Here is a 15,681-nt window from a genome sequence, read left to right on the forward strand (position 1 = left end):
GGCCAATTCTGCTATGATGTACTTAATTGGGAAATGGAAAGGTTAGTTATCGCTTATGAAGAGAGAAAATGCGCTATCAATTTTAAAAAAACTAATTCAAATTAAATCAGTTAATCAAAATGAAGCGACCGTGGCGGATTATATTGCGGATTTATTTCATCCATATCCGGCCGCTCAAGTGACGCGCGTTGAGTACGCACCAGGCCGAACTAATTTAGTAATTACAGTGAATGGTCAGGCTGATGGAAAAATAATTGGTTTAGCCGGGCATACCGATGTTGTTGCGCCAGGGGATGTTGCTAATTGGAAGTACCCACCATTTAGTGGAACTGAAGCAATGAATAAAATTTATGGTCGCGGTGCTACTGATATGAAAAGTGGGTTAGCGGCCATGGTTTGCGTTTTGTTAGATCTTTTAGCGGCAGGGACACCTTTTAACGGGAAAATTAGATTGTTTGCAACTGTTGGTGAAGAAACTGGGGAGTATGGTGCCGCTCAGTTAACCAAGCAGGGGTTCGCGGATGATTTGGATGCTTTAATCATTGGTGAACCTAGTAACTTAGAGGTTGAGTACACGCACCGTGGTGTCATTGACTATACTGTCATGTCCGTTGGTAAGAGTGCTCACAGTGCCCAGCCACAACGCGGTATTAATGCTATTCAGAATCTACTGTTGTTCTATCCGCGAATTCAAGCGTTAATGGCTAGTAAGGATCAGGTTGATCCGGTACTAGGCGGGCTATTACATAATATTACGTTGATTTCTGGTGGTGATCAGATTAACAGTATTCCAGCGCGGGCGATGCTGTCAGGCAATGTGCGGACGATTCCAGCATACCCGACCAAAAATTTAATGACTGAAATAACGCAGTTAGTGGCTGAACTTAATCAAGTAGATGGCGTTCACCTTGAAATTACCTATCATTATCCAGAGAGTCCGTTGCCGGGCAACCCTAAGGCGCCATTTGTTCAGTTAGTTAAACAAATCGCGGCCGAACGATTAGGTCGAGAAATTCCAGTAGTTGGCGATAGTGGTGCAACGGATGCTTCAGAATTCATTCACGCTGCAAAACGATTTCCAATTGTTATTTTTGGACCGGGTAACGATTCGGGACATCAAGTTGATGAGAACGTAGCAATTCCAGATTATTTGGCCGCAATTCAGATTTATCACCAGGTTATTGATACGTTTTTAAAGTAGAAAAAATAGGACCTCAGAATTAGCCGTTTTTAGGCGGGCAACTCTGAAGTCCTATTTGTTTACTTTAGACTAAGTAAATCTGTTGCAGTTCCTTGATATCGTGGTCACTTAAACCAAGATCAGTGTGCAAATAATTTTTGAGATCGCCAGCCTCGCGCTTAATTTCGGCTAAGGCGGTAGCAAGGTAATCAGGATGAACGGTTAACAGCGACTGAATATTTGTGACAACGTTTTGGTGTGCGTTTAGTGATTTTAATTCAGCGAGCCGGTGTTCAATGTGCGGAGCCGCAATTGTATTTGTTAGTAAATAATCAGCCTTAATTGTTTCGCGGTCCACACCTAACGCAGTGAGCAAGAAAACGGCACCCATACCAGTACGGTCCTTCCCAGCAGTACAGTGAAATAAAACAGCCTCATTATCCTCAGTATTAGCTAACAAAGTTGCAAAAAAATCATGATAAACTTTTTTGGCGTGGGGATCCGCAATTAAATTATGGTAGACCTTAAGCATCCGTTCATGACCGCTATTTGGATTATCCCGGTATTCAATTTCCAATTCGTGCATCGATTGTGAATTTTGGGTTTGATCGTAATCAAATACTGGTAAGTAGTGATAAGTTGCACGAGCAGGAACCTTGTCTGGTGTTTGAGTAACTTCATCATTTGAACGGAAATCAATATCTTGGCGGACACCGTAATCACTTAAATAGGTTAAATCACGGGAATTTAATTCACCTAATAGGCCAGAACGTACTAATTTATGGTACTTAACGTGTTGACCACTTTGTGACTCGTAACCACCAAGTTCACGAAAATTACTGCCAGTTGTGATGGGTAATGCCTGATTTGCTGTCTGTTCTACCATGTAGGGGATCCTCCTAAGTTTTGTAAGGGTTATTTGACGTGAAATCTTATTTTCAAAGGCCAACGGTTTATTTGGGCCATGTTTAAAAATTACTTTTGCGAAAGTATTCTTCTGACTGATTTAGTGTAAACGTGCTTAAAAATTGGCTTTTTCAAACACTCCTTGTAACCCCATAGCGTGCACTAGAAACGTGGTCACAAATAAAGGCAGCTTAAAAGAAGTTGCCTTTCGTCAATACTGTACCATAAAAAGTGTCTTTAACGGTAAAATTTGTTCAATTTGATCGTTAATCGTTAACCATCTCAAGACCAAGTACGGTCAAGTGACCATTAGCGATTAACTGAATGATTAATTTTGCGAGGTGTTCTGGTGAAAAGCTCCCGTCAGAATACACCCACCAGTGGACCGTTCCAATAAAAATCGAAGTCATATAGGAAACAATAAAACTAGTTGGAATTGGCGTTTCGTCCTGCGTAATTTTTAGTTGCGAGAATAATTGCGCGTATCTTTTTTGCAAAAGATCCTGAAGCATTTTCGCCAGTGTATTTTGATTGGTTCCACTAGATGCTAATAAGAAGAATTCACGATTGGCCCAAATTTCTTGGAAAAGTTGTGTTAAAAGCGTTTCGATTGTCTTTATTTTGATTTTGTTACCATCACGAATGATATCGGCATCCAGAATTTTTGCAAATGAGGTGATCGCCTTGTTGAAAATTTGCTGATAAAGGTCTTGTTTGTCCTTGAAATGGGCATAGAAGGTAGCACGATTAATCATTGCCTCATCAGCAATTTCCTGAATTGTTACGGCAGAAAGGCCTTTTTTTTCCACCAATTTCATAAAAGCACTGAAGATCATCTTTTTAGTTCGAATAACACGCAAATCAGTTTGCTTGGCCATAGAGGCACTTCCTAAACATTTTTTGAGTAGAGTTCGATAACATATAAAAATTGATTATTTGTAGAATGGATATTTCCTGGGATTTTCTCGGCCTATGCAAAAATAAAATAACCAGATATCCAACAATTTTAAACTGTTCGTCGTGTAAACTCACAAATCGGCCTAAATTGCTGATTGCATAAACATTGTGAAGCAGTAGACTAAACGTATATAGTATAACAGACAAGTTGTTGGTTATTCAACGATCTGTTAGTTAATAAGTGACAACTGATGTTGCTGGTAAGGGCGAAGAACATGGATGGGAGGAATACTATGACAAAACTACGTGGTGGGATCGACGTTGGGTCGACAACTGTGAAACTTGTTATTATGAATGAGCAAAATGAGACGTTATTTGCTCGTTATGAGCGCCATTATTCCGATGTGAAAACAGCGAGTAAAAAAATTATCGATGAAGCAATTAAGGAATTAGGGCCAACTGTACCAATTTCATTTACAATCACGGGTTCTGGTGGTATGGGCCTCGCAAACTTACTACAACTTAAATTTATTCAAGAAGTTATTGCGTGTACAAAAACGGTTGAGGAATTAATTCCACAAACAGATGTCAGCATTGAACTTGGTGGTGAAGATGCCAAGATTACTTTCTTTGGTGCTTCACTTGAACAACGAATGAATGGTAGTTGTGCCGGCGGGACTGGTGCTTTTATTGACCAAATGGCGACACTTTTAAAAACTGATGCAAATGGCCTTAATATAATGGCTAGGGATTACGAAATGATTTATCCGATTGCCTCGCGTTGTGGTGTCTTCGCAAAAACGGATGTTCAGCCGCTGATTAATGATGGTGCCAAAAAGGCGGATATTGCTGCGAGTATTTTTCAGGCAGTGGTCAACCAGACAATTGCCGGTTTGGCTTCTGGTCGTAAAATCCACGGTAAGGTGGCCTTTCTTGGCGGCCCACTGTATTTTATGGATCAACTGCGCGCCCGTTTTATTGATACTTTGAATTTAGCACCAGAAGATGTTGTTTTTCCGGCCGATCCCCAATTATTTGTGGCTAAAGGTGCCGCATTTTATGCTGATGACCAACCAGAAATAACGTTAGTCACTTTGGCTGATCGGTTAGTTAACGGCGATGATAGTGTTATGAAACCTTCCCGTTCATTAGCGCCATTATTTAAAAATGATGATGAGTTGCAGGAATTTCGCAAGCGCCACGCCCAGGCTAAGGTTGAAGAACGTGATCTCGCTAGTTATCACGGCACGGCCTTTTTAGGAATTGACGCGGGCTCAACCACAACTAAAGTGGCTTTGATGAGCACCGATCATAAGCTACTGTATACTTATTATGACAGCAATGATGGCGATCCGCTAAAGAAAACGGAAGGAATTTTAAGGGACTTATACGCTAAATTACCTGCTGATGTGGTTATTGGTAAAACGGCCGTTACTGGTTATGGTGAACATTTAATTAAAAATGCCTTAATGGTTGATATTGGTGAAGTCGAAACGGTAGCCCATTACCGAGCAGCCCATTATTTCCAACCAAACGTCGATTTTATCCTCGATATTGGCGGTCAAGACATGAAAGCAATGACCGTTAAAAACGATGCTTTAGCGACAATTAAATTGAATGAGGCTTGTTCTTCTGGTTGTGGTTCTTTCATTGAAACCTTTGCGACCTCACTAAAGTATTCGGTTAAGAATTTTGCGCAGGCGGCCTTGCTTGCACAGCATCCCGCTGATCTTGGTTCCCGCTGTACTGTCTTTATGAACTCTAAGGTCAAACAAGTTCAAAAAGAGGGTGCCTCAATTGGTGACATTTCTGCTGGTTTATCAATGTCAGTAATTAAAAATGCCCTTTATAAAGTTATTAAATTACGGCGGCCTGAAGATTTAGGCGAGAATATTGTTTGTCAAGGCGGTACTTTTTATAATGAGGCCGTTTTACGGGCCTTTGAACTGATTTCTGGTCGCCAGGTAATCCGACCTAATATTGCTGGTTTAATGGGTGCTTATGGTGCGGCTCTGATCGCCGAAGAAGCATACCAGAATGGAGACCAAACAACATTACTAAAGCCTGAACAAATGGATAACTTAACCTCTAAAAAGGAATTCATGCACTGTGGACTTTGTGAAAATAACTGTGCGTTAACAATCACTATTTTTAACGATGGTCGTCGTTTTGTCACCGGTAATCGCTGTGAACGTGGCGAAGCACGGGGAATGAAGCAGCGAGTGCCTAAGAGTAACGGTAAAATCAACCTGGTTCAAGAAAAGTATAAATTACTCTTTAGTTACCGGCCGCTACGTAAAAAATTGGCTACTCGTGGTGTTATTGGAATGCCCCGCGTTCTAAATATGTACGAAGACTATCCGATGTGGCAAACTTTTTTCACTAAGTTAGGCATTCGCGCTGAATTATCACCAAAGGGCAGCAAAGAACAATACGAAAAAGGGATTGAAACGATTCCTAGCGACACAGTTTGTTATCCAGCCAAACAGGTTCACGGCCATATTCAGGCCTTAATTGACAAGGGCGTTAAGACAATCTTCTATCCCGGAGTTGTTTATGAACGTGAAGAAAATAAAGATGCACAAAACCATTTTAATTGCCCAATTGTTCAATCATACCCCGATGTTATCAAAAATAATGTTGATGAAATTCGCGAGGGTAAAGTGAACTACCTTGATCCTTATTTAAATTTGGCCGATCATGAATCAACGGCTAAAAATTTATGTGAGGCACTTAGTAGTTTTAACGTTAGCCTAGATGAAGTCAAAACGGCCTTAGAAGCAGGCTATGATGAATTAGAACACTTTAAACAGCAGGTTCGCGATCGCGGTGAAGATACCTTACGTTTATTAAAGCAAAATGGTGAACGGGGAATTGTTTTAGCCGGCCGACCTTATCACTTGGATCCTGAAGTCAACCACGGTATTTCACAAATTATGACCGCGGAAGGTTTCAACGTGTTAACGGAAGACTCAATTGCTCATCTTGGGGACGTTAAGGGCTTACGAGTTGTCAATCAGTGGGTTTATCATTCACGACTTTACGCTGCGGCTCGAGTAGCAGCGCGTGATCCGCAACTTGAACTAGTCCAACTAAATTCGTTTGGTTGTGGGCTAGATGCCATTGATATCGATCAGGTTGAGGATATTATGAGCCAGTACAATCGGCTTTATACTGTTTTGAAAATTGATGAAGGTACCAATATGGGGGCAGTTCGAATTCGCTTACGTTCGTTAAAGGCAGCGGTTAAGGAACGAAATAAGCGCTTGATTATGCCAACGAAACAATTCGAAGATGAAAAACCAGTTTCTTTTACCAAAGACATGCAAAAGGAACACTATACTTTATTAATGCCAATGATGTCACCAATTCATCAAAATGGGTTGGTTGATGTAGCGTTACAAGCATCTGGTTATAATGTGGTTAATTTGCCAACTGACGATCACCAGGCAATTGATGAAGGGCAGAAGTTTGTTAATAACGATGCTTGTTTCCCAGCAATTATTTCAATTGGCCAAATGTTAGAGGCTTTGAAGAGTGGCAAATATGATCTGGATCATACTGCCGTGATGATGACGCAAACAGGTGGTGGCTGCCGAGCAACCAATTATATTCCACTAATCCGTAAGGCCTTGAAGGACGCTGGCTTTGCAAAAATTCCAGTTGTTTCAATGTCACTAGGTAATCAAGGTGTTGAAGAAACGCCAGGCTTTAAATTAACCTTGCCATTACTCAAACGAGTAGCATTAGGCTTCTTGTACGGTGATTTATTCGAGCGCGTTGTTTATAAAACCCGCCCTTATGAACAGAATCCTGGACAAGTTGATCAAATGCATGCGGATTGGTTAAAACTTGTTAAACCAAGTATTGTTAAGGGCAGCTTCCGGCAATTCAAAAAGAATGTTCGCCAGATTGTTCGCGACTTCGATACTGTTCCGTTAACTGATGAAGTCCGACCAAAAGTTGGCTTAGTCGGCGAAATTTTGGTTAAATATTCGCCAATTGCTAATAATGACCTTGTTCATTTATTAGAAAGTGAAGGTGCTGAAGCCGTTGTTCCAGATATCGTCGGTTTCATGAATTACTCACTTTATAATCAAATCTATAAGTATAAACAGTTTGGTTTTGCCAAGAAGTCAGAGGTTCTGGCAGAGATGGGTCTTAAGCTGATTAATTGGTGTGAGAAGCCTATGCAAGCGGCTTTAGTTGCTTCCGATCGATTTACTGGGATTGAAGCAATTGAAACGTTAGCAAACGATGCCAGCAAGGTACTTTCACTAGGAAATCAAACGGGCGAAGGTTGGTTCTTAACTGGTGAAATGATTAGTCTATTAAAAGAAGACGTCAATAATATCATTTGTATGCAGCCATTTGGTTGTTTGCCCAATCACGTTGTTGGTAAAGGTGTGGTTAAAGAATTACGCCGGGAATATCCGAAAGCAAATATTGCTCCAATTGACTACGATCCTGGTGTCTCAATTGTCAACCAACTTAACCGTATTCGGTTGATGCTGGCTACGGCTAATAAGGCCATGGATAAGAATGAGAAAGTTAAAGTTCATTAATTGACGCTGAGTAACTACTTGTTTGGATCTATCTGCCAGTAATATAGCCAATTTTTAAGACACAATAAAATTGGGAGTGGAACAAAAGTCGCTTTGGATTTACTGCGTAACGTAAGCCAATCCAATAACCGTACTATGGTTATTGAATTGGCTGTAGTTAGGCACGTGAATCCAGACTTTTGGTGCACGTTCTAGAGTAATGTTCGGAAACAATAAGAGGCTAGGACTTTTGTCCCAGCCTCCTTTGTGTCGCGGAAAAAACTATTGAACTAGTTTCTGCTGAAGAAATTCTTGAAGAACAACGGCCTGATTGTGGGTCTCGTCCTTAGCGCCAAAAAGTAAAATAACGTTACCAATGGCCAATTTTTCTTTAATGAGTTGACAAAAATCAGCAGTTGCTGGATTACTATTTAATTCAGCGCGATAACGTTGTTTAAATTCGGGATATTTAGAAATTTCGTGGTTAAACCACTGGCGTAATTCTTTGCTAGGCGCAATTTCTTTTTCCCAGCTGGCCAATGCTGCATTGACCTTAGAGATACCACGTGGCCAAACACGATCAACCAAAATTCGATAACCATCAGTATCAACTGGTTTTGTATAGATTCGTTCAATTTTTAATGCCATGCTGTTCCGCCCCTCTTTAAATTTGATCAATTATAGTTAAGTGTATCTGGAAATTAAGTTTACTAATATTATTTCGCCAAATTTAATCTAAATCGCAGATTGTAAAAATAGTCTACCAAGCGACAGTCCCGTAAGTATTCGTAAAAGTGGCAGTATCTTGATTGTTGGGGCTAGTAGCAAGTTCAATTGTACGTGCAATTCCAAAACTAACTGATTTTGCGCCTAATTTTTTGGCCAGTTCAGGTGTCGCACCGCCAAATTCAGTTGCCACCATGCCGGGGTCGACCGCATTGACTGTAATTGGCAGTTTAGCGCCTGACATTTCCTTGGCCAGTTGAACGGTATACATGTTGGCCGCGGCCTTTGCGGATTGGTAACCGACTGCGACGGCGTGATAGACGTTTGCCTTGGGATTCAGCGCTTCGGTCTTAGAGCCCATGACACTCGAAATATTGATAATCTTGGCCTTTGAACTCTTTTTAAGTAACGGCAACATTTTTTGTGTGACGTCGACCAAGCCAAAATAGTTAATTTCAAAATCTGCGCGTAAATTAGTTAATTTAACTTCGGATGGCTTTTGCTGAAAATCAAATACGGCACCGGCATTGTTGATTAATACAGTAAGATACCCGTATTTTTCAGTGATAGTTTGGGCGGCCTTTGAAACGGAAGCCGGATCCGTCACATTTAATTGGACTAAATCTGCTTTAATTCCCGTTTGTGATAGGCGAGTAATGGCCGTTTTTCCTTTTTCCAAATTTCGCGAGCCCATGATGACCCGCTGACCTTTTTGACTTAATTCTTTGACAATTTCTAATCCCATACCACGATTACCGCCAGTTACTAAGGTAATCGTTTCATTTGTGTTCATAAGCAATGGTCTCCTTTCAAGTGATTAATGGCTAATTTAGTATGTCGGTATTTGCCGTGAGGTCAGTATCTTTTGAACACTTAAATCAGGATATTACTGCTTGTTGAGAAATAAAACAATATTTCCCGCCAAAAAGGATCTGGGTTTAAAAGAAACGGGCCGAAATAATTGAAGGCACTAACAACGTCAGTGATGATTTTGAATCGGAAAGTAGAATCTAACTAGCTTTTGTTGCGCAAGTGGCAACTTGTTAGAGTATTTTTAAGGTGGGTAGTAGCTTTTCTGGGCGATCAATCAATTTTGTTGGTTTGGCGGTTGTTAGCTCTGTTAATGAGCCGAAGCCATAAGTTACCGCAACACTTTGCAAGTGGTGATCGTGGGCACCATTAATGTCGTTTTCCCGGTCACCCACCATAGCAATTTTCGCAGGCCGAGTAAGTTTCTCAGCGTTGAGGGCGTAAGCAATAATTTCAGTCTTTGCCGCGCGTTTCTCATCCATACTGGCACCATAAACACCATCAAAATAGGTTGCTAAACCAAAGTGTTCGCAAATCTGTTCCGCGTATTTTTCTGGTTTTGAGGTTGTCATAAAAATTTGATAACCAGTTTGCTGTAACGAAGCAAGCATCGCGGGGACACCTGAATAAACGAAATTTTCAAAAATGCCTTGTTCAACGTAGTATTCCCGGTAAGCCTTAAGGGCTTTTTCTGCCTGCAAAGCCGTCAGGCCGAAGTACTTTTCGTATGAGGCTAACAGTGGCGGCCCGATAAAAAGCTGTAAGGTAGTTGCTGGCTTTTGCGGTAAACCAAGTTTTTTAATTGAATAGTTTAACGAATTAATAATTCCTGGTTTTGAGTCGGTTAAGGTACCATCAAGGTCAAAGAAGACTGTTTTGATTGTCATTGAAATCCAACTTTCTAATCGATTTATCCTTATTATAAGTCATGTTCAAAATGGTTGACAGTGTCCGGGCCAATTCTGTGGTAAAATGAGTTTAATTTGACGAAAGGACGTGAAAACGTCATGCGTGAAGCACGAAGAGCACAGCAACAGGGCAATCACGCTCAAAAAGAACCGCGACCAGTAAAACACCATTCGGTGATCGGTGCACTACTAACTATTATTTTAACCTTTAGCTTATTTATAGCCGTTGGTAGTGGAGTTCTAAGGCAAACGGCCTTTAATCCAGATTTTGTAGCTAACGAAATAACTAAAACTAATGCTGCCAAGACACTGACGAAAAAAGTTAATACTGAGGCCGTGAATTACGCAACACAATATCACATTCCATCATCTGCCGTTTCTAATTTAGTCACTAAAACTGCAGTGCAAAGTGACCTGACGCAAACTATTAAAAATATTTACGCAAATAAAGCCGATCCTGTAAGTACGACCCACATCATTGCACACGTTAAACAAAATTTAACAACCGCAATTGAAAAGAACGTACCTTTGTTAGCAGGCTCGACAACCATCGTTGATCTAATCACAACACAGCTCACTTCGAGTTATCAGCAAATGTTGCAGGTACCGCAAGTGACGCAGGCTGAGTCGCAATTGGCCAGTTATAATCAGATCATTCAAGCTGTTTTTTGGATTGCTTTAGTTGTTTCAATAGTCGGTTTAATCCTATTATTGATTAGTGATCATCATTTATTTTTGACGTTACGGCATATTGGTTGGGCAGCCTTAATTAGTGGCGGACTCCTATTTTTACTACGAATAGGAATGAACACCTTAGGGATTGTTGATTATCTGGCCATTGCGGCAAAGGAGTTTAGTGAAGTGGCCACCCAGTTAGGGAATACGATTATTAACAGTTTTACACTTCCTAGTATAGTTTTAATGTTGATTGGAATAGTTAGTTTAATTGTTGGTCATTTAAAACGAGTTCGTTAATAAAAAAAGTAGGACAAAAGTGGTTTTTGGTTTACTGTGTAATGTAAGCTAATCCAATAACCGTACTATGTTTATTGGATTAGCTGTAGGCGTGTTTAGCACACGTTTTAGAGTAATGATTAAAAAAATAAGGAGGCTGGGACTTTTGTCCCAGCCTCCTTAAGCATTTTAGTTGTTTTCATTTTGGAAAACTAGCTTAATGAACAAAGGAGGTAACGCTATGAAAAATAATTTTCAAGCACAGCATGTTTTAATTACGGGTGCATCACGCGGTTTTGGAAAAGAATTAGCCTATGCTTTTGCTGAAAAAGGAGCCCGGGTGGACATAGTAGGACGTGATAGTAAGCAATTACAGCGCGTTAGTCAGTGTATTCGCCACTTATCCAAACAACCTAGTCACTTTTTTAGTGCCGATTTAAACAAAATAAGTGTTCAAAATAATTTATTAACGGCTGTTCGGCAGACATCTGGTCAAATTGATGTGCTGGTTAATGCAGCTGGTTTACCTGGTTTTGGTCCAATCGTTAGTTTTCAGGCCGCTGATTTAAAAAGTGTTTTAGCAGTGAACACTTTAGTGCCACTTGAATTAAGTCGGCAATTAATTCAGGGATGGCAGGGTGAAAATCGATCGGGAATGATTATTAATGTTGCGTCGCTTGCCGGTCAATTACCATTACCGTACGCAAGTATACATGCGGCCAGTAAAGCTGCCATAATGGCCTTTAGCTCGAGTCTGCGTTATGAATTACAACGTTGGCCGATTCAACTTTTAACGGTCAGTCCTAGTCTACTTGCCACTGGTCATTTTGATCAGGAAACTAGACGTTATTTAAAGCACCACTCACTGGTTGATCAATTAAGTGCGGCATTACTTAAACAAAGCCAGTTGGATCCGGCAAAGGCGGCCAAAAGGGTTGTTAAGGCGGCCGAAACAGGTAAAGGTGAATTAGATCTACCGTATGGAGCAACAGGTTTGGTTCAGCTTTATCAACTTTGTTCAGCACCGGTTCGTGCCTTGATTGCAAATCGCTATCAGCTAAAAAAATAACAAAAAGAGGGTGCCTGAGGATGTTAGTTGGCGACCAAGAAAGTGTTTGGAAAATACATTTATTAGGGTGTTTGCCTGACTAATTATAGTACAAAGGTGGTTGAGAAAGTAGTTTCCTAACCATTCCTTAAATTTGGTCACAAAAAAGCCGTGATGCATTACATCACGGCTTTTGAGAATAGGCAATAATAGGAATGTTTCTGTAATTGTAACCAATCCGCAGAAGCTAACTATTTTGCATTATTTTGGTAGTTACTATTTTTGAGCTTCCTTCATGAAGTAACCGAATGGTTTCAAGTCTTGTGCTTGGTACTTTTCAACAAAGGCTTTAACCTTTTCAGGATCAGTGAAGTTTGGATCAATATCTAAGTGTTCAGTTGTTAATGGCATCTCATGAGTCAACTTAACGTCAATGACAACTGGGCCTTTAACGTTTTTAGCATCTGCTAAAGCGTTCTTCATATCGTCAACTGTACGAACAGTATAGCCTTTAGCGCCCATACCTTTACCAACAGTTGCCCAATCAGTATCGATCAAATCAACACCAGAAAGTGGTTGCTTTGAATCGTCACGTTGTTCAGCTTCAATAAAGCCTAAGGTTTCATTACTGAAGACAACGTTGATAATATGTTGTTGGTACTTAACTTGCGTCAAAATATCTTCAACAGTCATTGCGAAGCCACCTTCACCGCTTAAACTATAAACGTCGCGGTCAGGATAACTTGTCTTGGCAGCAATTGCAGCGGGAATACCGTAACCCATTGTTGCGTATTGACCAGAAGTTGTCCACTTTTGAGTTGTCTTAAGATCGATTAAGCGCATGAAGTTAATGTTGACATTACCAACGTCAATAGCGTAGACAGCTTTGTCGCTAGCATCTTTGTTAATTAAATCAAAGATTGGTTCTGGACGAACAGGAACATCAGTATTGCTCTTAAAGCTATCTTGCCAATCACGCCAGTTCTTACGATCAGCTAAAGCTGCCTTATAGAATGGTGTTGGTTGTAATTCGTCACCTTTAGCGGCAATTGCAGCAAGTGCTTTTTTGGCATCGGCTAAAATTGGAACTTCAATTTTATGACGTTTGCCAAGTTTTTCGTTGTCAATATCAATTTGAATAACCTTAGCTCTGCGGTTAAATAAGAAGATACTAAATGGAACATCATTACCAACCCAAAGGATTAAGTCAGTACCAAAACCAATTTCAACACCTGGTTTTGGTGCAACTCGGCCAGTTGAGCCAAGGTAGTTCTCGTATTCATCTTCAACGACACCTTTAGCCAAAACAGAAGAAACAAGTGGCATCTTGAATTTTTCGGCAACAGCCTTTAATTCAGCACCGGCCTTTTTAGCACCAATACCAAAGTAAACCATTGGAGCTTTAGCATTCTTGATTAATTCAACTGCTTCATCAATAGCCTTAGGATCTGGATCTGGATAAATTGGGTCAACGTGATTTTCTGCGTTGGAAACAAAGTTATCTGGAATTGGTGTCCAGCCGAAGTCTTTAGGAATCGTTACAACGGAAACACCACTATGCTTGTAAGCTTGACGAATTGCTTCATCAATCATTCCGGGAACACTCTTAGCTGTCATTGCAATGCGGTTCCAAACAGCAACATCGCTAAACATTGGTTCTTCGTCCATTGCCTGGAAGAAGTCGATGTTCATCCGACTAGTTGGTACTTGGGCAACGATTGCTAAAACTGGTACGTGGTCGTGTTTAGCATCATACAACCCGTTAAGCAAATGAACGGCACCAGGACCAGCTGAACCAAATGTTACGGCAATTTTGCCAGTTAATTTGGCATCGGCTGCTGCTGCAAGAGCACCAACTTCTTCGTGTCGTACCTGAATATATTTGATTGTGTCTTTTCTATTGTGAATGGCGTTCATTGTTGAGTCGAAAGAACCACCAGGTAAACCATAAAGGTGTTTAACTCCCCAGTCTTCAAGAACTTTTAAAGCTGCATCAGAAGCATTGATCATGTTTACATCTGCCATTGAAAAAACCCTCCTTGGATTAATTAAATATTAATTATCGCTCGTTGATTTTCAACTTACACACCTAGTATATAACCAAAAAAAAAAATGTAAACGATTTAATTCGGGCTTTTGAAGCGCTAACAAGTGAAAATTAACACAAAAAAAGTATTTAAAATTTCTTAGCAACAGAAGAGTTATTGAACAAAGTTAGTCAAAATCAGATTTTAATAACTTTTATCATTTTATTGTTGCTTGAGGCTAGCCTATCTATTAGTTAGGACTTAACTTTGGTTAAAATTATTTGTGATAAGTGTTCATTAGTTAATATTTCTTTCCCTAATTAAGTTAGTTTTAACTTGTTAGTTATTTTACAAAGTGAACAAAATTTTACAAAAACTTTTTTTGCGTTTTTATAAATAATTGTAAATCTTTGCAGTTGCGAGCCGGCTTGGTTACACTAAAATAAGGTAAGGTTCTTCGAAATCTTTGCTTTCGTTTTGCGCACTAAAACAATTAGAGCCGTTTGTATTTGGAAAAGGTTTTTATTAATTTTTCCTGACTAATTTGGTGTAAGCGATCTAGAGCAATGCTCGAAAATGGTAAGCGTGTCCTAGTTTCTTCATTTGCGGAGTAGAATTTACCCACTTTTCCAAACGTTTCCAAGGCCTAAATCCGTCGTTGGGCCAAAATAAATTCAGCCTAGCGATGGAGCTTTAATTAATCGATTATTTATATAATAAAGAAAAAGGTGGTGCAGTATGAATAAAAAATTAACTAAGTCAAATGAACGTATTATTTCCGGTGTTGTTGGTGGGATTGCCGAATATTTTAATATTGATAAAACTTTGCTACGAGTAATTTATGCCGCTGCAACAGTTTTTACCGGTATTTTTCCATTAATTATTCTTTACATTATTGCCGCGTTGATTATGCCTAATAATTAGAGCTCAGCACAGGTGTTGTGACCTTAAGCACGTTAAGCTTGACGTTGGCCGTGCTTTAACTGGATGTACAATTAAATAAAGCAGGCCCACAGAACAATTTTGTTCTGTGGGCCTGCTTTGTTCTGTGGGCATCAGTACCTGCTATTTGTTTTCACTTATAACAGGAGCTGATGCCTTCAGATACATCGGTGTAGCCAAAGACATCACCTCCTTTCTTAGCAAGCCCCACTCAATTTGCATCAAGCAGAACGTTGCTTATATGCCTGTAGATTAGCACGCTAGTTTTAACCTGTCAATTGATTGGCACTTCCGTATTTAGTTGCTTAACATTAGTGTTAAGTTTACGAAAATCTAATTGATTATCCTTAAATAAAATTCTATAATTAATTTCATTAAGAACTCTAGATTCGCGGTTCTGATAACAGTTTGGAGGCGAGAAACGTGCTAGGGTTTCATTTTAAAGGGCGAAAAAAGAATCGTCTAGACACTAATTTAAAAACACATGATTTTCAAAATATTGTAAAAACGGCACAGAATAACAAACGTTATCATCAACTCCAAGAAAAGTTTGATGAGCTGACCGTGAATTATAAAAAAGAAACTAAAAATAAATAGCTAGATACTAAATAAAACACCCCAGCTTAACGAAGTGAATTAGTCGTTAAGCTGGGGTGTTATTTATTTTGGCTCTATACTTTTTCCTGTTGATAGTTTACAAATGGTAAACTATTAACAGGATTTTTGTGCAGAAAAAGAG

12 protein-coding genes are annotated in these 15,681 nt (G+C 39.8%); 6 read left to right on the forward strand and 6 right to left on the reverse strand.

Going from position 1 to position 15,681, the window contains the following annotated elements:
• The first annotated feature begins 55 nt into the window (after positions 1 to 55).
• Complete coding sequence (locus EKM98_RS08470) at positions 56 to 1,201, forward strand: ArgE/DapE family deacylase (RefSeq protein WP_125982032.1); 1,146 nt, start codon at positions 56 to 58, stop codon at positions 1,199 to 1,201.
• Positions 1,202 to 1,265: 64 nt separating this feature from the next.
• Here the strand turns inward: EKM98_RS08470 and EKM98_RS08475 are convergent, their stop codons facing one another.
• Complete coding sequence (locus EKM98_RS08475; protein WP_125982034.1) at positions 1,266 to 2,066, reverse strand: tyrosine-protein phosphatase; 801 nt, start codon at positions 2,064 to 2,066, stop codon at positions 1,266 to 1,268.
• Between the two features lie 286 nt (positions 2,067 to 2,352).
• Positions 2,353 to 2,964, reverse strand: a complete 612-nt coding sequence (locus tag EKM98_RS08480) for a TetR/AcrR family transcriptional regulator (RefSeq protein ID WP_125982036.1) — start codon at positions 2,962 to 2,964, stop codon at positions 2,353 to 2,355.
• Positions 2,965 to 3,276: 312 nt separating this feature from the next.
• Between EKM98_RS08480 and EKM98_RS08485 the strand changes: the two genes are divergently transcribed.
• Positions 3,277 to 7,548 carry a 2-hydroxyacyl-CoA dehydratase gene (locus EKM98_RS08485; protein ID WP_125982039.1) on the forward strand — a complete coding sequence of 1,424 codons (4,272 nt, stop codon included), beginning with the start codon at positions 3,277 to 3,279 and terminating at the stop codon, positions 7,546 to 7,548.
• A gap of 261 nt (positions 7,549 to 7,809) precedes the next feature.
• On the opposite strand, the gene EKM98_RS08490 is transcribed toward EKM98_RS08485, so the two are convergent.
• The 3 genes from EKM98_RS08490 to EKM98_RS08500 all read right to left on the reverse strand — a co-directional run bounded on the left by EKM98_RS08490 (position 7,810) and on the right by EKM98_RS08500 (position 9,950).
• Positions 7,810 to 8,175: a DUF488 domain-containing protein gene (locus EKM98_RS08490; RefSeq protein WP_125982040.1), complete on the reverse strand. Its 366-nt coding sequence runs from the start codon at positions 8,173 to 8,175 to the stop codon at positions 7,810 to 7,812.
• Positions 8,176 to 8,287: 112 nt separating this feature from the next.
• Positions 8,288 to 9,046: an SDR family NAD(P)-dependent oxidoreductase gene (locus EKM98_RS08495; protein ID WP_125982042.1), complete on the reverse strand. Its 759-nt coding sequence runs from the start codon at positions 9,044 to 9,046 to the stop codon at positions 8,288 to 8,290.
• Between the two features lie 250 nt (positions 9,047 to 9,296).
• A complete protein-coding gene (locus tag EKM98_RS08500) occupies positions 9,297 to 9,950 on the reverse strand; it encodes an HAD hydrolase-like protein (RefSeq protein WP_125982044.1) in 654 nt (217 codons plus the stop codon).
• A 120-nt stretch (positions 9,951 to 10,070) separates the two neighbouring features.
• On the opposite strand from EKM98_RS08500, the gene EKM98_RS08505 reads away from it, so the two are divergent.
• Positions 10,071 to 10,946 (forward strand): hypothetical protein, encoded by an 876-nt coding sequence (locus tag EKM98_RS08505; RefSeq protein ID WP_125982046.1) that lies wholly within the window; start codon positions 10,071 to 10,073, stop codon positions 10,944 to 10,946.
• Positions 10,947 to 11,166: 220 nt separating this feature from the next.
• Entirely contained in the window at positions 11,167 to 11,994 is an 828-nt protein-coding gene (locus tag EKM98_RS08510) for an SDR family NAD(P)-dependent oxidoreductase (RefSeq protein WP_164512677.1), read from the forward strand.
• 255 nt (positions 11,995 to 12,249) lie between these two features.
• Here the strand turns inward: EKM98_RS08510 and spxB are convergent, their stop codons facing one another.
• Positions 12,250 to 13,998 carry a pyruvate oxidase gene (spxB, locus tag EKM98_RS08515; protein ID WP_125982050.1) on the reverse strand — a complete coding sequence of 583 codons (1,749 nt, stop codon included), beginning with the start codon at positions 13,996 to 13,998 and terminating at the stop codon, positions 12,250 to 12,252.
• 740 nt (positions 13,999 to 14,738) lie between these two features.
• On the opposite strand from spxB, the gene EKM98_RS08520 reads away from it, so the two are divergent.
• Together EKM98_RS08520 and EKM98_RS12075 are read left to right on the forward strand one after the other, a co-directional pair.
• Complete coding sequence (locus tag EKM98_RS08520; protein WP_068225627.1) at positions 14,739 to 14,924, forward strand: PspC domain-containing protein; 186 nt, start codon at positions 14,739 to 14,741, stop codon at positions 14,922 to 14,924.
• 441 nt (positions 14,925 to 15,365) lie between these two features.
• Positions 15,366 to 15,539 carry a hypothetical protein gene (locus tag EKM98_RS12075; protein ID WP_164512678.1) on the forward strand — a complete coding sequence of 58 codons (174 nt, stop codon included), beginning with the start codon at positions 15,366 to 15,368 and terminating at the stop codon, positions 15,537 to 15,539.
• The last annotated feature ends 142 nt before the right edge of the window (positions 15,540 to 15,681 follow it).

Source organism: Loigolactobacillus iwatensis, from assembly GCF_003950295.1.
GTDB lineage: Bacteria > Bacillota > Bacilli > Lactobacillales > Lactobacillaceae > Loigolactobacillus > Loigolactobacillus iwatensis.

Bases quoted from the DNA above. Each gene is read 5' to 3' on its own strand.
- EKM98_RS08470 (WP_125982032.1), top strand. From the start codon at position 56: ATGAAGAGAGAAAATGCGCTATCAATTTTAAAAAAACTAATTCAAATT.
- EKM98_RS08475 (WP_125982034.1), bottom strand. From the start codon at position 2,066: ATGGTAGAACAGACAGCAAATCAGGCATTACCCATCACAACTGGCAGT.
- EKM98_RS08480 (WP_125982036.1), bottom strand. From the start codon at position 2,964: ATGGCCAAGCAAACTGATTTGCGTGTTATTCGAACTAAAAAGATGATC.
- EKM98_RS08485 (WP_125982039.1), top strand. From the start codon at position 3,277: ATGACAAAACTACGTGGTGGGATCGACGTTGGGTCGACAACTGTGAAA.
- EKM98_RS08490 (WP_125982040.1), bottom strand. From the start codon at position 8,175: ATGGCATTAAAAATTGAACGAATCTATACAAAACCAGTTGATACTGAT.
- EKM98_RS08495 (WP_125982042.1), bottom strand. From the start codon at position 9,046: ATGAACACAAATGAAACGATTACCTTAGTAACTGGCGGTAATCGTGGT.
- EKM98_RS08500 (WP_125982044.1), bottom strand. From the start codon at position 9,950: ATGACAATCAAAACAGTCTTCTTTGACCTTGATGGTACCTTAACCGAC.
- EKM98_RS08505 (WP_125982046.1), top strand. From the start codon at position 10,071: ATGCGTGAAGCACGAAGAGCACAGCAACAGGGCAATCACGCTCAAAAA.
- EKM98_RS08510 (WP_164512677.1), top strand. From the start codon at position 11,167: ATGAAAAATAATTTTCAAGCACAGCATGTTTTAATTACGGGTGCATCA.
- spxB (WP_125982050.1), bottom strand. From the start codon at position 13,998: ATGGCAGATGTAAACATGATCAATGCTTCTGATGCAGCTTTAAAAGTT.
- EKM98_RS08520 (WP_068225627.1), top strand. From the start codon at position 14,739: ATGAATAAAAAATTAACTAAGTCAAATGAACGTATTATTTCCGGTGTT.